The organism is Serratia sp. CY76391 (assembly GCF_052166695.1).
GTDB classification, from domain to species: Bacteria; Pseudomonadota; Gammaproteobacteria; order Enterobacterales; family Enterobacteriaceae; genus Serratia; species Serratia nematodiphila.
On the sequence record NZ_JBJNOJ010000018.1, the window covers coordinates 17,206 to 37,263 of the forward strand.

Below are 20,058 nucleotides of genomic sequence, written 5' to 3' on the forward strand. Positions count from 1 at the left end.
TTTACCTCTTAAGGCCGCATGGTTACTGGAAAAATCGCCCCAACAAGTCCCAAAGAGTCCCCATACCACTTATATAGATAGGTTATAAATATATAATCAATTTCTCTTTTATTCAGCCCAAACGTACTCTTAGCAGCAAGAAACAGACTGAAGGACTGACTTTTATGGCAACTGATACCACTCACACCTATCCCGAGCGACGCTTTCCGCTGTTTGGCCTGCCGCGGCTGGTGCCGGGGCTGGCGCTGACCGGTGCGCTCACCGCGCTGGCCGTCTGGGCCGGCGATATTCCCTGGGTGGCGGAGCTGGGGCTGGGGGCGCTAACGCTGGCGATCCTGCTCGGTATTCTGGTGGGCAACACGCTGTACCCCCACTGGCAAACCGTTTGTCACAGCGGCGTACAGCTGGCCAAACAGCGTCTGCTGCGTCTGGGCATTATCCTTTACGGCTTCCGGCTGACCTTTCAGCAGATCGCCGACGTCGGCGCCAGCGGCATCATCATCGACGCGCTGACCCTGATCACCACCTTCCTGCTGGCCTGCTGGCTCGGCAAGAAAGTGTTCGGCATCGACAGCCAAACCGCGATACTGATCGGCGCCGGTAGCAGCATTTGCGGCGCGGCGGCAGTGATGGCCACCGAGCCGGTGCTGAAGGCCGATTCCAGCAAAGTGGCGGTAGCGGTCTCGACCGTGGTGGTATTCGGCACCCTGGCTATTTTCGTTTACCCCTGGCTGTATCAGTTGAATGAACACTTCCAGTGGCTGCCGTTCAGCCAGGAAACCTTCGGCATTTACGCCGGCTCCACCATTCACGAAGTGGCTCAGGTGGTCGCCGCCGGGCACGCCATCGGGTCGGACGCCGAAAACGCAGCGGTGATCGCCAAGATGATCCGCGTGATGATGCTGGCGCCGTTCCTGCTGCTGCTGTCGGGCTACATCAGCCGCGGCAGCGCAGGCAAGGCGGAAAAATCCGCCATCACCATTCCGTGGTTCGCCGTGCTGTTTATCGCCGTCGCCGGGCTGAACTCCTTCAACCTGCTGCCGGCCACGCTGGTGCGCCATCTGATCACCGCCGACACCTGGATGCTGGCGATGGCGATGGCGGCGCTGGGGTTGACCACCCACATCAGCGCCGTGCGCCAGGCCGGAGTGAAACCGATTCTGCTGGCGACGCTGCTGTTCGTCTGGCTGCTGGTCGGCGGCGGCGCGATAAACCAACTGGTGCAACACCTGCTGTAATCGCCCTCGGCGGCCCGCTTCGGCGGGCCGCCGCTTTTCACCATTCAATCCGCCCGCCATCAATGCCATAATGTCACCGATAACACAGGAGAATGAAGATGAAGTTTGTCGGTGCACATGTCAGCGCGTCAGGCGGCGTGGATCAGGCGGTTATCCGCGCGCACGAATTGGAGGCGACCGCGTTCGCCCTGTTCACCAAAAATCAGCGTCAATGGAAGGCCGCGCCGCTGGCCGCCGACGTGATCGATAAGTTCAAGAGCGCCTGCGCCCAGTACGGTTACGGGCCGGGGCAGATCCTGCCGCACGACAGCTACCTGATCAACCTGGGGCACCCGGTGGCCGAGGCGTTGGAAAAATCGCGCGAGGCGTTTATCGACGAGCTGCAGCGCTGCGAGCAGCTGGGGCTGACGTTGCTGAACTTCCACCCCGGCAGCCACCTGCTGCAAATCGATGAAGACAAATGCCTGGCGCGCATCGCCGAATCGATCAATATCGCGCTGGACAAAACCGCCGGCGTGACGGCCGTGATCGAAAACACCGCCGGCCAGGGCAGCAACCTGGGCTTCAAATTCGAACATCTGGCGGCGATCATCGACGGCGTGGAAGACAAAAGCCGCGTCGGCGTCTGCATCGACACCTGCCACGCTTTCGCCGCCGGTTACGATCTGCGCACCGAAGAGACCTGCGAACACACCTTCAAACAGCTCGGTGACATCGTCGGTTTCAACTACCTGCGCGGCATGCACCTGAACGACGCCAAGAGCGAGTTCAACAGCCGCGTCGACCGCCACCACAGCCTGGGGGAAGGCAACATCGGCAAAACGGTGTTCAGCTACATCATGCGCGATCCGCGTTTCGACAATATCCCGCTGATTCTGGAAACGGTAAACCCGGATATCTGGGCGGAAGAGATCGCCTGGCTGAAGGCGCAGCAGTAACGCGGCGCCCAAACGACAAAACCGGAGCCTGGGCTCCGGTTTTTTATGGCTGGCTCGCCGTTACGCCACGCTGGCCGCCGGTACTTCAGCACGTTTCAGCAGGGCATAAGCCACCCCGGCCAACAGCGTGCCGGCGGCGATCGCCACCAGGTACAGCAGCACCGGCGAAATCGCGCCCGGGATCAGCAGCACGAACAGCCCGCCGTGCGGCGCCATCAGCTTGGCGCCGAACGCCATCGACAGTGCGCCGGTCAGCGCCCCGCCGGCGATGCAGCACGGCAGCACGCGCATCGGATCGCGGGCGGCGAACGGAATCGCCCCTTCGGTGATGAAGCACAGCCCCAGCACCAACGCCGCCTTGCCGCCTTCCTGTTCGGATTTTGGGAACTTGCGGCGCGCCAGCAGCGTCGCCAGGCCCATCGCCAGCGGTGGCACCATACCGGCGGCCATGATGGCTGCCATCGGCGCATACACCGAGGAGCTGAGCAGCGCCACGCCGAAGGCGTAGGCCGCTTTGTTCACCGGCCCCCCCATGTCGGTGCACATCATGCCACCGAGGATCGCCCCCAGCAGTACAGCGTTGGCGGTGCCCAGCGATTGCAGCCAATGGGTCAGGCCTTCCATGATTTTCGCCACCGGCGTGCCGACCACGTAAATCATGATAAGGCCGGTGATCAGGCTGGCTACCAGCGGAATGATCAAGATAGGCTTCAGCGCTTCCATACTCTGCGGCAGACGCAGCTTGCTGCTGATCGCCTTGGCGACGTAACCCGCCAGGAAACCGGCGATGATGCCGCCGAGGAACCCGGCGCCGGTGCTCACCGCCAGCATGCCGCCGATCAGGCCCGGCGTCAGGCCCGGACGATCCGCGATGGAAAAGGCGATGAAACCGGCCAATACCGGCACCATCAGCGCGAAGGCGGAGCCGCCGCCGATCTGCATCAGCGCCGCCGCCAACGTGCCCTTGACCTCAAACGCCTTGATGCCGAACACGAACGACAGCGCGATGCACAAACCGCCCGCCACCACCATCGGCAGCATGTAGGACACGCCGGTCAGCAGGTGACGATACGGGCCGTTGCCCTCTTTCTTTTTCGCCGCCGGCGCCGCGTTGCCGCGCTGCTGCGGCTGGAACACTTCCGCCTCGGCCTGCGCCTTGTCCAGCTCCTGCGCGGTTTTCTTCAGCGCCAGGCCCGTCGAGGTGCGGTACATCGGTTTGCCGGCAAACTTGTCCAGATCCACTTCGATGTCCGCCGCGACGATCACCAGATCCGCCGCCGCCACTTCTTCCGGGGTGATGGCGTTGCCGGCGCCTACGGAGCCGCGCGTTTCCACCTTCACCCACCAACCGCGCTTCTTCGCTTCGCTTTCAATGGCTTCGGCAGCCATAAAGGTGTGCGCCACGCCGGTCGGGCAAGCGGTGATCGCCACGATGCGTTTTTGCCCACCGGCTTTCACCGCAGCCGCCGCCTGCGGCGCCTGATAGGTTTCAGCTTCGGCCTGGGCGCGCGCCAGAAACGCGTCCGGTTCACGCACCGCCTGTTCTACCTCGCCCACATACACCAATTTGCCGTTCAGCCCGGCGTCAGCAGGGGCAGCCTGCCCCGCCACCGCCACCAGTTCGGCGTCCTGCAGCGACTCGACCAGCGTCAGGCCGGTTTTGGCCGCGGCGGCCTCCAGCATGCGTTTCGCCAGGTGGCCACGGGCCTGCCCCAGCGAACTGTCTACCATCAGCAGCGTTTTCATTCTGCCTCCTGCTATTGATTGAAAGGTTTCAGATCGACGCGCGCCATCATCGCGGCCAACTGGGGACGATCGGTCACGCCGACGTTGCTCTGGCTGACCGCCAGCGCCGCTACCGCCGTGGCCAGACGCAGGGTGTGCTCGCTGGATTCGCGCATCAGCAGGCCATAAATCAGGCCGCCGACCATCGAATCGCCGGCGCCCACGGTGCTGACCACCTCACAGGACGGCGGTTTGGCGATCCAGGCGCCGGAAGCGTTAACCCACAGCGCGCCTTCCGCACCGAGGGAGATAACCACGTGGGCGATGCCCTGCTCGCGCAGCGCATGCGCGGCCTCAACCACGTCCGCCAGCGCCGGCAGCGGGCGGCCGGCCCAGATTTCCAACTCGCGGCGGTTCGGTTTGACCAACCACGGCGAGGCCTTCAGCCCGGCGACCAGCGCTTCGCGGCTGCTGTCGAAAATGATGCACGGGCACTTGGCGCGCAGCTGGGTCATCCAGTCGGTAAATGCGTCAGGATCGACGCCGGCCGGCAGGCTGCCGCTCACCGCCACCATGTCGAACTGGCCCAGCCAGCTCAGCGAGTCGCTGACGAAGCGATCCCAGTCCTGCGGCGTCACTTCGAAACCGGAGAAGTTGAAGTCGGTGACTTCGCCGTCTTTTTCCGTCAGCTTGACGTTAATGCGGGTACGGCCCGGCACCACCTGAAAGCGGTTGGCGATCCCCAGATCGCTGAACAGCAGCTGGAAACCGTCCTGATTGTCTTTGCCCAGGAAGCCGCCGACGGTGACGTCGATGCCCAAATCCTTCAACACCTTGGCGACGTTGATGCCCTTACCGGCGGCGTGCAGGCCGGCGGTTTTTACCCGGTTGACTTCCCCGCGTTCGATCTGCGGGCAGAAACCCACCAGATCGTACGCCGGGTTCAGGGTGATCGTTGCTACTCTTCTGCTCATGCTGCGCCCTCGCCCAGTCCTTCATTAATCGCTTCGCCAATCGCCTTCAGCGCGGCTTCAGCATCTTCTCCATTGGCGGTAAAGCGCAGGTGATGCCCTTTCTTCACGCCCAGCGCCACCACCTTCATCAGGCTGCGCCCGTTGGCCGGCTTGCCGCTGCCGTCCAGGTTGGTGACGGTGATGTCACTGTTGAAACTTTTGATCACGTTGACCAGCGCCGTGCCCGGCCGCGCGTGCAGACCGTGCTCGTTGCGGATCACGAACTCGGCGCTCAGCACGCTGCTCTCCTCAGCCACTTCGCTGGTCAGCAGCGCCAGCACGCCGGCGGCATCCGCCTTCAGCAAGCGTTCAGCTTTATTGGCCAACAGCAGATCGCTGAGGTAGTTGAGCACCGCCAGCGGCTGCGCGTCGGCGACCGACACCGTCAGCAGCAGTGCCACCGGCTCGCCGTCTTCCACGAAAGCCTGCGCCGGGCGGCTGACGGTGGCCGCGCTGGCCAGGTTGCCTTCGACGCTGTCGCTCAGCCAGATGCCCTGCCCCAGGTTCAGCGGCTTGCGGGTGATGACATCACTGACGAACTGCGCGTTGACCGCGCCGGCCTTTTGCAGCCGGCCGGCGTTCAGCGCCTGCAGCGTCATCAGGCTGTCGGCGGCGACGTCGAGCGTAATCAGCGAAACGTCGAACTGGAATTCGGCGCTCTGTTGTTCGCCCATCAGCAGGCTGCGCAGTTCCTCCGCAGAGGTGGTTTGCGCCAGCCGCTCCGCCACGCTGTCATCGCTCAGGACGTGGGTGAGCTGGCGCAGCAGCGCCAAATGCTCGTCGGAGCGGGCGGCGATGCCGATCGCCACATAGGCGGTCTGGCCTTCGCCCCACGCAATGCCCTGCGGGAACTGGAACACCTGCACGCCGGTTTTCAACACCAGATCGCGGGTATCGGTGGTGCCGTGCGGAATGGCGATGCCGTTACCCAGATAGGTGGACGTCTGCAGTTCGCGCTGCAGCATGCCGTCCACGTAACCGGCGCTGACGCAGCTGGCTTCAGTCAGGGCGGCGGCCACCAGGCGGATGGCCTCTTGCTTACCGTCGGCAACGGCGCCCAGATGAATGTCTTGAGGTGACAACTGGAACATGACTCTCCTCTCCTGCTGAATTGAATCGTTTCAGCTTCATTGAGAAAAAGGAGCGTTATCCGTTCGCCACAAGCGGCCGAACAACGCTGAAACGTTTCAAGGAGTGTGTGAGCAGCACAAGGCGAAAGCAAGCTTTCTCCCTTTCGCCATTGCAAATTTTTGAGCTTACGCACACTTTTGCCGGCGTATTGGCCAGCGCCGGGGCAAAATGACATACTGTGCTGAAACCTTGCTGACGGAGAAAAGCATGAACGTAGTAACGGGCGTCGGGGTGATCATCGTCAACCCTCAAGGCGAGATTTTGTTGGGCAAACGCTGCGGTTCCCACGCGCCCTTTTGGTCGATCCCCGGCGGGCATCTGGATGCCGGTGAAACCTTCGAGCAGTGCGCCCAGCGCGAAATCGCCGAAGAGACCGGGTTGCTCATCGACCCGCCGCGCTTCGTTGGCGTCAGCAACAATCTGCATACCTGGCGCGCCGAAGGCAAACACACGGTGTCAATCTGCCTGCAGGTGGATCACCCCGGCGGCAACGCCGAGCTGAGAGAGCCCGAGAAATGCGCCGAGTGGCGCTGGTGCGCGCCTGAAGCCCTGCCGGAACCCCATTTCGAAGCCAGCCGCACCGCCATCCGCCTGTGGCTGAGCGGCCTGGCCTACCTGCCAGCGGTCTGATCCAATGCGAGCGCGTGCTGCGCTCGCTTCCCCTGCCGCAGCGCCCTATCGCTATATAAATTAGAATATAACGCTATTTTTTGCGATATACGCCATTTTTTTGACTACGGATAACCCTATGGGGTTAACCCTCTTCTATCATTACCCCTGCAATCGACGTGGCATTCTGACCTCCGGTCGGTGGCCTTTTGGCAAGATTTTATTTTAAATTCATAATTATAAGCGGGTTTACCATGAGCAAAAAACTGACTGGCTTTGAAAAAAAGCGCCGGTGGGGATGGCTATGGCTTTTGCTGCTGGGGATTATCCTCGGCGCGGCGCTGTTGGCCGGGACCGCCACCGTCTTCCATAAAACCAGCGATACCGCCTTCTGCGTTTCCTGCCACACCATGCAACAGCCGCTGGCCGAATATCAGGGCAGCGTCCACTTCCAGAACACCAAGGGCATCCGCGCCGAGTGCGCCGACTGCCACGTGCCGCACCAGCCGATCGACTACCTGTGGACCAAGATCCGCGCGGTAAAAGACATCTACGGCGAGATGGTCGGCACCATCGATACGCCGGAGAAATACGAAGCGCACAAGCTGGCGATGGCGCAGTCAGTCTGGAAAACGCTGAAAGAGAACGACTCGGCCACCTGCCGCTCCTGCCACAGCTACGACGCCATGGACATCACCGCCCAGCGCCCTGAGGCGCGCCTGCAGCACCCGGTGGCGATCAAACAGGGCGAAACCTGCATCGATTGCCACAAGGGCGTGGCGCATATCCTGCCGGACATGAGCGGCGAAACCCAGGCCGGCGCCGCCGAGCTGGCCAAGGCCGCGGCGCTGACCGCACCGGGCGCCACCACCCTCTACACCATCGCCACCGAACCGTTCTTCCTCAGCGCGGACGACAGCCATAATGCCGGCAACCTGATGCCGTCCACCGAAGTGCAGGTGGTGAAACAGGATGGCGACAAGGTGCTGGCCACCGTGAGCGGCTGGCAGCAAGACGGGGTCAGCGAAGTATTCTACGCCGCGCAGGGCAAACGCATCCTCAGCGTGCTGCTGGGTGAGGATGCGCGCCAACAGCTGAAGACCGCGTCCACCCAGACCGATGCGGAAACCGGCCTGGTCTGGCATCAGGTCTCTCTGCAGGTGTGGCTGCCGCGCAAGCAGCTGATCGACGATCAGCAAAAAATCTGGCGCTACGCCGCCGACATGATGTCGGCCAACTGCACCGGCTGCCACGGGCTGACCGCGCTCGATCGCTTCAACGCCAACCAATGGATCGGCGTCATCAAAGGCATGGCGCCGCGTACCTCGCTGACGCAGGAACAGCTGCGCGTGCTGACACAATACGTACAAAAACACGCCAGCGACATGCCACCTGCCGCACCGGCCAAGCTTTAAGGGAGAAGCGCAATGAGCAACCAAAAACCGTTAACCATGAGCCGCCGCCGCTTCCTGACCGGCGCCGCCGCGCTGACCGCTGCCCCGCTGCTGGCGGGCTTATGGCCCAAAGCGGCGCTGGCGCAGGCCATCAGCGAAGCGCTGCCGCAGTTCATCGTCTTGCGTCAGGCGCAAAAAGGCATTCTGACCGGCGCCCACTGGGGCGCGTTTGAAGCCATCGTGCAGGACGGCAAGATGGTCGGCGTGCAGCCGGTGCAGGACGATCCGTATCCCAATGAGCTGATCACCATGGCGCCTTATCAGGTGCACGCCGAGAACCGCATCAAATATCCGATGGTGCGCAAAAGCTGGCTGGAAGGCGGCCCCGGCAGCCGCACCGAGCTGCGCGGCCGCGACGAGTGGGTGCGCGTCAGCTGGGACAAAGCGACCGAGCTGGTGTGCAATGAGATCGTTCGCCTGCAGAAAGATCACGGGCCGCAGTCGATCTACGCCGGTTCCTATGGCTGGAAAAGCGTCGGCATGCTGCACAACAGCCGCACGCTGCTGCAGCGCCTGATGAACCTGACCGGCGGCTTCCTCGGCTACGCCGGCGACTACTCCACCGGCGCAGCGCAGGTGATCATGTCGCACGTGGTCGGCTCGATGGAGGTCTACGAACAGCAGACCGCCTGGCCGAACGTGATCGAGAACAGCGAGCTGGTGATCCTGTGGGGCTGCAACCCGATGGTCACGCTGAAAAACAGCTGGAACGTGCCGGATCACGTCGGCCAGACCGGCTTCGAGGCGCTGAAGAAGAAAGGCACCCGGGTGATCAGCATCGATCCGGTGCACAACGACAGCGCCAAGTTCGTCAATGCTCAGTGGATCGCCCCGCGCCCTTATACCGACGGCGCCATGCTGATCGGCATCGCCCACACGTTGCTGACCGAGAAACTGCATAACCCGGACTTCCTGAAAACCTACACCGTCGGCTTCGACAAGTTCCAGGCCTACCTGCTGGGCGAGAGCGACGGCGTGGCGAAAACCGCCGAATGGGCGGCCGACATCAGCGGCGTCGATGCCGATACGCTGCGCGGACTGGCGCGTGAGATGGCGAAACACCGCACCATGATCATGGGCGGCTGGGGCATCCAACGCCAGCACCACGGCGAACAGCAGCACTGGCTGCTGGTGACGGTGGCGGCGATGCTCGGCCAGATCGGCCTGCCGGGCGGCGGCTTCGGCTTCAGCTATCACTATTCCTCCGGCGGCAGCCCGACCGCCAAGGGCGGCATCATCGCCGGCATCTCCGCCGGCAACGCGCCGAAGAACTCCCCGGCGCCGATCCCGGTGGCGCGCATCGCCGAATGCCTGAGCAACCCGGGCAAAACCATCGACTTCAACGGTGCCAAGGTCACTTACCCCGAGGTGAAAATGGTGTATGTGGCGGGCGGCAACACCTTCCACCAGCATCAGGACACCAATAACCTGGTCAAAGCCTGGCAGCGGCCGGACACCATCGTGGTCAACGAGCCTTACTGGACCGCCACCGCCAAGCATGCCGATATCGTGCTGCCGGCCACCACCAGCTACGAGCGCAACGATCTGGAAATGGGCGGCGACTATTCGCAGCTCTACGTGTTCCCGATGCATCAATGCGTGCCGCCGCAGCACGAGTCGCGCAGCGACTTCGACATCTTCTCGGCGATGGCGGCCAGGCTGGGCGTGCAGGAAGCCTTCACCGAGGGCAAGGATGAAACCCAGTGGCTGAAAGGCATGTACGACGACATGAAGAACCAGGCGCGCGCCGCGCGGGTGGCGCTGCCGCCGTTCGACATGTTCTGGCAATCCAACAACTACGTGCGCTTCCCGGTGCCGGAGGCCAATAAGCAGTGGGTGCGCTTCGCCGACTATCGCGACAACCCGCTGCTGAACCCGCTGGGCACGCCGTCGGGCAAGATCGAGATCTACTCCGACGCCATCGCCAAAATGCATTACGAGGATTGCCCCGGCATTCCGACCTGGATGCCGCCGCACGAGTGGTACCGCGGGCCGGAAGCGGCCAAATATCCGCTGTCGCTCAATACCGCGCACCCGACCAACCGGCTGCACTCCCAGCTCGATAACACGCCGCTGCGCGAGAAATATGCGGTAGCGGATCGTGAAGCGATCCTGATCCACCCACAGGACGCGCAGCCGCGCGGCATCAGCGGCGGCGATCTGGTGCGGGCGTTTAACGATCGCGGTCAGATCCTGGTGGGCGCGGTGGTCAGCGAAGACGTGCGGCCCGGCGTGGTGCGCATCAGCGAAGGCGCCTGGTTCGATCCGGCCGATCCGGCGCAGCCCGGCTCGCTGTGCAAGAACGGCAACGTCAACTGTCTGACCTTCGACATCGGCTCTTCCAGCCTGGCGCAGGGCAACTGCGGGCAGATGGCGCAGCTGCAGATCGAGAAGTATCAGGGGCCGGTATTGAAAAATACCGCGCACGCGGTGCCGCAAGGCGCCTGATCCCGCGATAAACAGAGGGCGCAACGCGTAATGCCGGTCAGTTAAGCCTGACCGGCATTTTTTTATCCAGTCTCTGTACGCGCCGTGCAAAAGGAATAGCCTTAAATATCCGGTAGTTCTCTGCGACCGCTATGAACGGCATCTGGGGAGACAGCCACTACGCCGGTCCCCCACACCGTTCGGGGCGGCTGCGATGGCGGCAGGCGCGATGCTGTGTCTGTGGCGGCTGAGGGCAGCTTAGGGCGCGGTGTCCGCTTCCAGTCTGGCGAGATAGATCAGCGCCTGATCGCGGTGATCGTGGCACATGTCGCGGCTCGGCTGCAGGCTGCCGCACACCTTCGGCCGCAGCGGCGAATGAAACAGGCCGCAGCGCAGCCGTTCATCCAGATGAATGCAGCGAGTATTGGCGGGCTTGCCGTTCGGCATGCCGGGGATCGGGCTGGATATTGACGGCGCGATACAGCAGGCGCCGCAGTCGCTGCGACAGTCCATCAGCGCTACTCCTGGTGGGCTGGGGGGAAAGAAGCGCGACAATAGCAGCCGCACGCAGCCACCGCCAGCAGAATCCCTGCGTCCCCGCGATCTTTACACTCATCGCTCTGCGCCGGCCGGCTGCACCCGATGGCGAATAAACGCCCAGCAAACCTTGATTTAAAGAAAAAAACGCGTGAAACGTGCAATTCCTTCGCTTTACATGCGCCATGCGCCCATGTACTATTGAGCTAGTACAAAAGAACTTCTTCCCTCAGGAGCACGCATGTCTACGGACACCATTCAGAAGCTGGCCCGCCCTTCCGTCCTCGGCGGCGCGATGATCATTGCCGGAACCGCCGTTGGCGCCGGCATGTTTTCCATTCCGATCGTCACTTCCGGTGTCTGGTTCAGCGGCTCCGTCGCGCTGTTGGTGTATACCTGGGCCTGCATGCTGCTGTCCGGCCTGATGATCCTCGAAGCCACGCTGCACTACCCGAGCGGCGCCAGCTTCAACACCATGGTCAAGGATCTGCTGGGCAAAGGCTGGAACGCTGTGAACGGCCTGTCGGTGGCGTTCGTGCTGTACATCCTGACCTACGCCTATATCTCCGCCGGCGGATCGATCATCGCGCACACGCTGGAGGGCATCGTCGGCGTCAGCCAGACTACCGCCGGCCTGGTGTTCGCGCTGGTGGTGGCGTTTATCGTCTGGCTCTCCACCCGCGCGGTCGATCGCCTGAGCACCATTCTGATCGGCGGTATGGTGATCACCTTCGTGATGTCGGTGGGCGACATGTTCACCCACGTGCAGCCCGCGGTGCTGTTCAACACCGGCGATGATCGGGCCAGCTATCTGCCTTACGCCCTGGCAGCGCTGCCTTATCTGCTGACTTCGTTCGGCTACCACGGCAACATTCCCGGGCTGGTGAAGTACTACCACAAGGACAGTGGCTCCGTGGTGCGCAGCCTGGTGTACGGCACCCTGCTGGCACTGGCGATCTACATCCTGTGGCAGTATGTGATTCAGGGCAATATCGCGCGCGACGCCTTCAAGCAGGTGATCGCCGAGGGCGGCAATATCGGCAGCCTGCTCAAGCAAATGGGCAACGTCTCCAGCAGCCAGACCGTCAGCCAACTGCTGAACGCCTTCTCCTATATGGCGCTGGCCAGCTCGTTCCTCGGCGTGTCGCTGGGCCTGTTCGATTATCTGGCGGACTTCTGCAAGTTCAAGGACGACGCCGTCGGGCGCAGCAAGACCGCGCTGGTGACCTTCGTGCCGCCGACCCTGGCCGCGCTGCTGTTCCCGAACGGTTTCCTGTACGCCATCGGCTTCGCCGGGCTGGCGGCCACCGTCTGGGCGGTGATCGTGCCGGCGCTGATGGCGCGCGCCAGCCGCCGCCGTTATCCGCAGGCCGGTTACCGTGCACCGGGCGGCAACGGCGTGATCCTGTTCGTCATCCTGTTCGGGTTGATCAACGCCGCCGCACATATTCTGTCGCTGTTCGGCCTGCTGCCGGTCTTCCGGTAATCCTCGAAGGGAGAGCACCTGCTCTCCCTTTCCTGCACTGTTTTTACGCCGGGCTATTGCCTGAAATCGGCGGCGCGAGTACCTTGTCGCAACTTCTCTAATACTCTTCATTGCGGATGAATTGAAATGGCAAGAGCTAACGAAATTAAGCGCGGTATGGCGATCAGCTACAACGGCAAGCTGCTGCTGGTAAAAGATATCGACGTGCAAAGCCCGAGCGCCCGCGGCGCCAGCACCCTGTACAAAATGCGCTTCTCCGACGTGCGCACCGGCCTGAAAGTGGAAGAACGCTTCAAGGGCGACGATATCCTGGACACCATTTCCCTGTCGCGCCGCAAGGTGAACTTCTCCTATATCGACGGCGAAGAATACGTGTTCATGGATGACGAAGACTACACCCCGTACATTTTCAAGAAAGACCAGATCGAAGACGAGCTGCTGTTCATTCCGGAAGGCGGCCTGCCGGGTATGCAGGTGCTGACGCTGGATGGCCAGGTGCTGGCGCTGGAGCTGCCGCAGACCGTGGATATGGAAATCGTCGAGACCGCGCCGGGCATTAAAGGCGCTTCCGCCAGCGCCCGCAACAAACCGGCCACCATGGCGACCGGCCTGGTGATCCACGTGCCGGAATACCTCAGCGCCGGCGACAAAATTCGCATTCATATCGCCGAACGCCGCTACATGAGCCGCGCAGACTAGTCACGCCTACGGGGCCGATACTCGGCCCCGTTTCATTTTCCGCTACGGCAATTCCGGGAAAAAGCGCCGCTTGAGCGCCAGCTCGACGCCGCGCAGTTCCGCCAGCCCTTTCAACCGCCCGATGGCCGAATAGCCCGGATTGGTTTTCTTTTTCAAATCGTCCAGCATCTGATGCCCATGATCGGGGCGCATCGGGATCGGCCGCCGATCGCCCGCCCGCTGCCGACGCAGTTCTTCGGTCAGGATCGCTTCGATCACCGCCACCATGTCCACATCGCCCTGCAGATGCGCCCCCTCGTGGAAGCTTTTCGGGTTTTCCTCGCGGCAGGTGGCGCGCAGGTGGGTAAAGTGAATGCGATCGCCGAAGGTTTCAATCATCCGCACCAGATCGTTGTCGGCGCGCACGCCGTAGGAACCGGTGCACATGGTGAAGCCGTTATGAATGCTGTCGACGGTCTGCTTCAGCCACTGCATGTCTTCGATCGTGGAGACGATGCGCGGCAGGCCGAGGATCGGCCGCGGCGGATCGTCGGGATGCACCGCCAGCCGGATGCCGGCCTCTTCCGCCACCGGCACGATGGCGCGCAGAAAGACCGCCATGTTTTCGCGCAGCCGCGCCTTGTCGATGCCGTCGTATTCCGCCAGACGGCGACGGAACTGCTCCAACGTATAGCCTTCTTCCGCACCCGGCAGCCCGGCGATGATGTTGCCGGTCAGCGTGGCTTTCTCCTCCTCGCTCATGGCGGCGAAATAGGCCGCCGCCTGACTGCGCTCTTGCGCCGTATAGTCCGCCTCGGCGCCGGCGCGCTGCAGGATATGCAGCTCGAACGCGGCGAAGGCTACCTGATCGAAACGCAGCGCTTTGGAACCGTCCGGCAGCGGATAGGCCAGATCGGTGCGCGTCCAGTCGAGGATCGGCATGAAGTTGTAGCAAACGGTGTCGATGCCGCAGGCCGCCAGATTGCGCAGTGACTGCTGGTAATTGGCGATATACCGCCGCCAGTCGCCGCTGTGGGTTTTGATCTCCTCATGTACCGGCACGCTCTCCACCACCGACCACACCAGCCCCTTTTCCGCCAGCAGCGCCTGCCGCGCGCGGATCTCGTCGATCGGCCAGACTTCGCCGTTCGCAATATGGTGCAGCGCCGTGACCACCCCGGTCGCCCCGGCCTGACGCACGTCATCCAAAGAGACCGGATCGTTCGGGCCGTACCAACGCCATGTTTGTTCCATGTTGTGTCCTTATGCCTGTCTCGCATCGCGATGTTGTTATACCAGTTTAATTTAGGTGTCAGCTAGCTTTAACTTACTCTTTCGCCGCGCGCTGTCAAAATTGAACCGTTCATTGGTTGATCCGCTTCACGATTCTGGCTTATTTTGGCCTGACCAATTCCCTTAACCTGCCGACAACTTTAGACTGGTGGCAGTTTTTTATCGCCGGCGCCCCGCTGTCCATGCGTCGGCAAACTGGTCCGCTAACTTGACGCAAGTGGCCCGCCAGCTGTCTACTCGCTTTGGAGATGAGATGAATACGATCGCCAACACCCCGCTGCCGGGCGCCGTCCGGCAACCGAATTATGATCGCCGGGCCCTGCGCAGCCGCATCGTGCACCTGGGTTTCGGCGCGTTCCACCGCGCGCATCAGGCGCTGCTGACCGATCGGGTGCTGAACGCCCACGGCGGCGACTGGGGCATTTGCGAGATCAGCCTGTCCGGCGGCGTGCCGCTGTTTGAGGCGCTGCGGCAACAGGATCATCTGTACAGCGTGCTGGAGAAAGGCGCGGACGGCCATCAGGCCATCGTGATCGGCGCGGTGCATGAGAGCCTGCACCGTAAACTGGAGGGCATCGCCGCGGTGCTGGAGAAGCTGGCCGAACCGCAGGTGGCGATCGTCTCGATGACCATCACCGAAAAAGGCTACTGCATCGAGCCCGGCAGCGGACGGCTGGACCGACAGCATTCGGGGATCGTCGCCGATCTGGCGTGGCCGCATCAGCCGCAGACCGTGCCCGGCATTTTGGTGGAAGCGTTGCGGCTGCGGCGCGAACGCGGCCTGCCCGCCTTCTCCCTGCTTTCCTGCGACAATATTCCGGAGAACGGCCACGTGTTGCGCCGGGCGGTGCTCGATCTGGCGCAGGCGCGGGATCCGTCGCTCGCCGACTGGATCGCCACCGCCGCCACCTTCCCCTGCACCATGGTGGATCGCATCGTGCCGGCCGCCACGCCGGCCACGCTGGATGAGATCGCCGCCGCGCTGGGCGGCGTGCGCGACGAATGCGCCATCGCCTGCGAGCCCTTCATTCAATGGGTGGTGGAAGACAACTTCACCGCCGGACGCCCGGCGTGGGAGTTGGCCGGCGCCCAGTTGGTCAGCGATGTGCTGCCGTTTGAACACATGAAGCTGCGCATGCTGAACGGCAGCCACTCGTTCCTGGCTTACTTAGGCTACCTGGGCGGCTACCGCTATATCAACGAGTGCATGGCGGATGAGCACTACCGCCGCGCCGCCCTGCGGTTGATGCTGGACGAACAGGCGCCAACGCTGAGCGTCACCGGCATCAGCCTGCCCGATTATGCCGCACAGCTTATCGCGCGCTTCAGCAATCCGGCGCTGCAACACCTCACCTGGCAGATCGCCATGGACGGCACGCAGAAGCTGCCGCAGCGGCTGCTGGATGCCGTGCGCTGGCATCTGCGGCACGGCGGCGACTATAGCGGGCTGGCGCTGGGCGTGGCGGGCTGGATGCGTTACGTCGGCGGCGTCGATGACGCCGGTGAGCCGATCGACATTCGCGATCCGCTGGCAGACGTGCTGCAGCAGACGATCGCCGCCACAAAGGACGATCGACGGCGCGTAGCGGCGCTGTTGGCGTTGAAATCGGTATTCGGCGAAACGCTGGCGGCGCATGCGGCATTTAGTGAAGCGGTGACGCAAGCCTATTTATCGCTGCGCGATCGCGGCGCGCGTGAAACGGTGAAGGAGTGGGTGATGCGGTGAGGAGCCTGCAGGGCCGAGAATAACCATGCCGGCGTAACGTTACGCCGGCATGGCGGAACGACTTAACGATAAACGACCGTCATAACAGCGAGTTTCTTCTGTTGGTCTACCCACTTCATTTCGGTTGTGCCTAGATTTAGCGGAAGTTCTTTGCGTGTAGTATCAAAACCTGACAACGCTTGCTGGGCCTGATAATGCTGGCCGTTGCGGTAACATTGCGTATTCGCCTTAGAATCTGCAATCTTGACCGTGCAAGGACTTTCAACGATAGAGCCGACGAAGCGAATTACCCCGCCGGCCACTCCTGCCTGACTCACTGCCGTCCATGAAAACAACATTCCTACGATCAAAAATAACCGAAAGGTATTCATGGCAACCTCATTTTTAGTTAAGCCAATTTAACCATAGAGGATCTTGTTAGGAATAATCGCAAGGAAAGGGACGAGATTTGATCGTTAATCTCGTCATTAACAATGTAAAAACAAGCTACTAACAAAAGTTAACCGCATCTAATACAGGGTTTTATCTAAGAATTTTCTTGTTATAAACGGTGGATTTTGTCGGTTGAAAAGCGCATGGTGACGTGCAAAATTTGCGAGATAGAGCACAAATTAAATCGCGGCCGTTTCACCGACACGGCTGCGTAACTCATTTATTAAGCAGGTTAATTTTTGCGCCAGGAATTATTAATGACCAAAACCAATTTGATTACCGGTTTCCTCGGCAGCGGCAAAACCACCACTATCCGCCATTTGCTGGCTCATAAGCCCGAACATGAACGCTGGGCGGTATTGGTCAATGAATTCGGCGAGATCGGCATCGACGGCGCGCTGCTGGCAGACAGCGGCGCGGTGCTCAAAGAGATCCCCGGTGGCTGCATGTGCTGCGTCAACGGCCTGCCGATGCAGGTGGGCTTGAATATGCTGTTGCAGCAGGCCAAACCGGATCGGCTGCTGATCGAGCCGACCGGGCTCGGGCATCCGAAACAAATCCTGTCGCTGCTGACCCAGGAGAGCTATGCCGGCTGGATCGATCTGCAGGCCACCCTGTGCCTGCTGGATGCCCGCCAGCTCAGCCAGCCGCGCTACCGCGACAACGAAAACTTCCGCGATCAGCTGGCCGCGGCCGACGTTATTTTGGCCAGCAAAAGCGATACCTACCGGCCGGAAGACAGGCTGGCGCTGGAGGCCTGGAAGGCGCAAGACCCACTGCAGCGGCCCTGCTACGCCATCGCGCAAGGCGAAGCGGATGTCGCGCTGTTGTCACTTCCGCGCACGAATCGTACAGAATTGCCGGACGCGCAGCATCATCATGGTCAGGCGAAAAAGCAGGGGTTGGCGGCGCTGCGGCTGCCGGAGCACGCCCGCTGGCGGCGAGCGTTGAATGAAGGGCAAGGCTTCACCAGCTGCGGCTGGATTTTTGACGGCGATACCCGGTTCGACACCGTCGGCTTCATGGAATGGGTGCGACTCGCGCCGGTCGAACGCGCCAAAGGCGTGGTACGCATCCCCGAAGGCACATTGCTGATCAATCGTCAGGGGCAGGATCTCAACATCGAAACCCGCCCGGTCGCGCCGCTCGACAGCCGAATTGAGCTTATCCACAGCGAAAATGCCGATTGGAATGCCCTGCAATCCGCCTTGTTTAAGATTCGTTTAAGTTAGACCCCGTACCGTTGCCCCCCGGTTGCCGCAGGGCTGCCGGGTTTTATTTCGTTTTCATTTTTCCAACAGGTTATGTCATGACACGCCGCAATTTACCCCTCATTCTCTTCTTCAACTTACTGGGCGTTGCGCTGTTTCTGTCCTGGTTCCTGCCGGCCAATCACGGCGGCTGGTTTACCCTGGATTCGGCGATTTTCTTCTTCTTTAACCGCCATCTGGCCACCGACCCGGCGTTTTTACACCTGGTCGCCATCACCAACAACCGCGCGTTCGATGTAATTTCGCTGCTCGCCATGGGGCTGCTGTATCTGTACTTTTATCTGAAGCAGGACGCCGCCGGCCGCCGCCGTCTGGTGATCACCGGCGTGGTGATGCTGCTGACCGCCGTGGTGCTGAACCAGCTTGGCCACCTGCTGCCGGTGAAACATCCAAGCCCCACCCTGACCTTTGACAATATCCATCGCGTCAGCGAGCTGACCGGCATCCCCACCAAGGACGCTTCCGGCGACAGCTTCCCCGGCGACCACGGCATGATGCTGATTATTTTTTCCTGCTTTATGCTGCGCTATTTCGGCCGCGGCGCCTTCGCCGTCGCCCTGCTGATTACGTTGGTCTTCTCATTGCCGCGCGTGATGATTGGCGCCCACTGGTTTACCGATATCGCCGTCGGCTCATTGTCCGTGGTGCTGGTTGGCGCCAGCTGGGTGCTGATGACGCCTTGCAGCGACTGGATCGTCGATCGGTTGAATCGCCTGTTGCCCGGTAAGCACCGCCCCGACCAACCATAATTTGTGTCTATGACTCATGCCGGGAGGCTTACGCCTCCCGCCCTCTCCCCCTCGCCGCGCGCAAAAATTTCCCCACCGTTCGTTAACGCTTTTGCAACCTGATTTCACGCCAGATTCATACATCGGACAATTGGCGTTTTTTATATGAAGATTTACATTATGTTACATCACAAATTCATATAAAAAAGACGGGAAAAAGGCTCGCAATCCCCTATTGGTTCCGGTAATCTCAGATGCGTTTGTGCCTGGTTTAAGTCGAATCAGTATGAAATCCGATAAAAATGTGCGTTCTCGCACGTTTTCAACGGTAACTGGTTGTCGATGCAACAGGTGCGGACTAGGCTCGTTTCGTTTGGCATTTTTCAGGTAGCGACTTTCGTCGTTAAGGACTTCAAGGGAAAACAACAACAATGGTCAAATCTCAACCGTTTCTGAGATATTTTTTGCGGGTAGTCCCTGCAATTGCCGCTGCGGTTATGCTGTCAGCGTGCAGCTCGACTCACACTTCGAACTTGAATAACGCACAAACTGAGATGCGTGCAGTTAATGACAAAGACGGTCTTTTACTGCAAGCCTCTCAGGATGAATTCGAAGCGATGGTCCGCAACGTTGACGTCAAGTCAAAGATTATGGATCAGTATGCGGATTGGAAAGGCGTTCGCTACCGCTTAGGCGGTGACACCAAGCGCGGCATCGATTGCTCGGCGTTTGTACAGCGCACCTTCCGCGAACAGTTCGGCATGGATTTACCGCGTTCGACCTATGAACAGGAAGATCTCGGCAAGAAAATTCAGCGCACCAAGCTGCGCGCCGGCGATTTGGTGCTGTTCCGCGCCGGTTCTACCGGGCGCCATGTCGGCATCTATTTAGGCAACGATCAGTTCGTTCACGCCTCCACCAGCAGTGGGGTCATGATTTCCAAGCTGACCGATAACTATTGGAATAAACGTTATCGAGAAGCGCGCCGGGTGCTGACCAACGGTTAACGGCGCAACGCCCTGAAGATCCTGAATACCAAACGAGCGATAAGCGCCGCCCACGGGCGGCGTTTTTTTTGGTTGTCGAACAGGTATCATCAAAATTGATCCCTGCCTTATCGTCACCTTTCCCTGCTTAACGCCGCCGCACGCCATTATTTTGATAAACTGTTGGCAGGAAATCGCCCCATCGAGGAAAAACTCGCCTATTATCGTCAGATGACGGCAACGGCGCCCCGGCGTTATTTAAAACGTTTCCGCTGATATTATGCGCATGATATTTCTGTCGGCGACGCCGCATATTTAAATGGCGCCGCCGGTTGGTACGGGATAAAAAGGCAAAAATGAAAAAAAAGCCGTTGGCACAATCCATT

17 protein-coding genes are annotated in these 20,058 nt (G+C 61.0%); 11 read left to right on the forward strand and 6 right to left on the reverse strand.

From position 1 onward, the window contains the following. Positions 1-164: 164 nt before the first annotated feature. Together ACJ8PN_RS24495 and nfo are read left to right on the forward strand one after the other, a co-directional pair. A complete protein-coding gene (locus ACJ8PN_RS24495; protein ID WP_351109400.1) occupies positions 165-1,238 on the forward strand; it encodes a YeiH family protein in 1,074 nt (357 codons plus the stop codon). 98 nt (positions 1,239-1,336) lie between these two features. Next, a complete protein-coding gene (gene nfo / locus ACJ8PN_RS24500; protein ID WP_004935697.1) occupies positions 1,337-2,176 on the forward strand; it encodes a deoxyribonuclease IV in 840 nt (279 codons plus the stop codon). A gap of 60 nt (positions 2,177-2,236) precedes the next feature. Here the strand turns inward: nfo and fruA are convergent, their stop codons facing one another. The 3 genes from fruA to fruB are packed head-to-tail and all read right to left on the reverse strand — an operon-like array spanning position 2,237 to position 6,005. Then, positions 2,237-3,922, reverse strand: coding sequence for a PTS fructose transporter subunit IIBC (gene fruA, locus ACJ8PN_RS24505; protein WP_060559952.1), 1,686 nt, complete (start codon positions 3,920-3,922; stop codon positions 2,237-2,239). Positions 3,923-3,933: 11 nt separating this feature from the next. Next, positions 3,934-4,875, reverse strand: a complete 942-nt coding sequence (gene fruK, locus ACJ8PN_RS24510) for a 1-phosphofructokinase (RefSeq protein ID WP_004935702.1) — start codon at positions 4,873-4,875, stop codon at positions 3,934-3,936. After that, complete coding sequence (gene fruB / locus ACJ8PN_RS24515) at positions 4,872-6,005, reverse strand: fused PTS fructose transporter subunit IIA/HPr protein (RefSeq protein ID WP_351109402.1); 1,134 nt, start codon at positions 6,003-6,005, stop codon at positions 4,872-4,874. The genes fruK and fruB overlap by 4 nt, the downstream gene beginning before the upstream one ends. Positions 6,006-6,252: 247 nt before the next feature. On the opposite strand from fruB, the gene ACJ8PN_RS24520 reads away from it, so the two are divergent. The 3 genes from ACJ8PN_RS24520 (at position 6,253) to torA (ending at position 10,556) form a co-directional block, all read left to right on the forward strand. Further along, the gene (locus ACJ8PN_RS24520) at positions 6,253-6,675 is read left to right on the forward strand and encodes a nucleotide triphosphate diphosphatase NUDT15 (RefSeq protein WP_351109404.1); all 423 of its coding nucleotides are present in this window, start codon (positions 6,253-6,255) and stop codon (positions 6,673-6,675) included. Between the two features lie 233 nt (positions 6,676-6,908). After that, positions 6,909-8,069 carry a NapC/NirT family cytochrome c gene (locus ACJ8PN_RS24525; protein ID WP_197755851.1) on the forward strand — a complete coding sequence of 387 codons (1,161 nt, stop codon included), beginning with the start codon at positions 6,909-6,911 and terminating at the stop codon, positions 8,067-8,069. A 12-nt stretch (positions 8,070-8,081) separates the two neighbouring features. Continuing rightward, positions 8,082-10,556, forward strand: a complete 2,475-nt coding sequence (torA, locus tag ACJ8PN_RS24530; protein WP_442535321.1) for a trimethylamine-N-oxide reductase TorA — start codon at positions 8,082-8,084, stop codon at positions 10,554-10,556. 237 nt (positions 10,557-10,793) lie between these two features. On the opposite strand, the gene ACJ8PN_RS24535 is transcribed toward torA, so the two are convergent. Continuing rightward, a complete protein-coding gene (locus tag ACJ8PN_RS24535; protein WP_015378527.1) occupies positions 10,794-11,048 on the reverse strand; it encodes a YkgJ family cysteine cluster protein in 255 nt (84 codons plus the stop codon). A gap of 265 nt (positions 11,049-11,313) precedes the next feature. Here ACJ8PN_RS24535 and mtr point away from each other — a divergent pair, with 265 nt between their 5' ends. Together mtr and yeiP are read left to right on the forward strand one after the other, a co-directional pair. Then, the gene (gene mtr / locus ACJ8PN_RS24540) at positions 11,314-12,558 is read left to right on the forward strand and encodes a tryptophan permease (RefSeq protein WP_351109410.1); all 1,245 of its coding nucleotides are present in this window, start codon (positions 11,314-11,316) and stop codon (positions 12,556-12,558) included. A 126-nt stretch (positions 12,559-12,684) separates the two neighbouring features. Next, on the forward strand, positions 12,685-13,257 hold the full coding sequence (gene yeiP, locus ACJ8PN_RS24545; protein ID WP_004935725.1) for an elongation factor P-like protein YeiP: 573 nt from the start codon (positions 12,685-12,687) through the stop codon (positions 13,255-13,257). Positions 13,258-13,299: 42 nt separating this feature from the next. Here yeiP and uxuA read toward each other — a convergent pair whose 3' ends face one another. Then, entirely contained in the window at positions 13,300-14,490 is a 1,191-nt protein-coding gene (gene uxuA / locus ACJ8PN_RS24550; RefSeq protein ID WP_033632560.1) for a mannonate dehydratase, read from the reverse strand. 292 nt (positions 14,491-14,782) lie between these two features. Here uxuA and ACJ8PN_RS24555 point away from each other — a divergent pair, with 292 nt between their 5' ends. Then, entirely contained in the window at positions 14,783-16,255 is a 1,473-nt protein-coding gene (locus ACJ8PN_RS24555) for a mannitol dehydrogenase family protein (protein ID WP_351109412.1), read from the forward strand. A gap of 62 nt (positions 16,256-16,317) precedes the next feature. On the opposite strand, the gene ACJ8PN_RS24560 is transcribed toward ACJ8PN_RS24555, so the two are convergent. Further along, positions 16,318-16,626 carry a type 1 fimbrial protein gene (locus ACJ8PN_RS24560; protein ID WP_004935734.1) on the reverse strand — a complete coding sequence of 103 codons (309 nt, stop codon included), beginning with the start codon at positions 16,624-16,626 and terminating at the stop codon, positions 16,318-16,320. Between the two features lie 318 nt (positions 16,627-16,944). Between ACJ8PN_RS24560 and ACJ8PN_RS24565 the strand changes: the two genes are divergently transcribed. The 3 genes from ACJ8PN_RS24565 (at position 16,945) to mepS (ending at position 19,693) form a co-directional block, all read left to right on the forward strand. Then, positions 16,945-17,919 (forward strand): CobW family GTP-binding protein, encoded by a 975-nt coding sequence (locus ACJ8PN_RS24565; RefSeq protein ID WP_171454421.1) that lies wholly within the window; start codon positions 16,945-16,947, stop codon positions 17,917-17,919. Positions 17,920-17,996: 77 nt separating this feature from the next. Continuing rightward, positions 17,997-18,707 carry a phosphatase PAP2 family protein gene (locus ACJ8PN_RS24570; RefSeq protein WP_351109415.1) on the forward strand — a complete coding sequence of 237 codons (711 nt, stop codon included), beginning with the start codon at positions 17,997-17,999 and terminating at the stop codon, positions 18,705-18,707. Between the two features lie 410 nt (positions 18,708-19,117). Beyond that, on the forward strand, positions 19,118-19,693 hold the full coding sequence (gene mepS / locus ACJ8PN_RS24575) for a bifunctional murein DD-endopeptidase/murein LD-carboxypeptidase (RefSeq protein WP_025303553.1): 576 nt from the start codon (positions 19,118-19,120) through the stop codon (positions 19,691-19,693). Positions 19,694-20,058 lie beyond the last annotated feature (365 nt).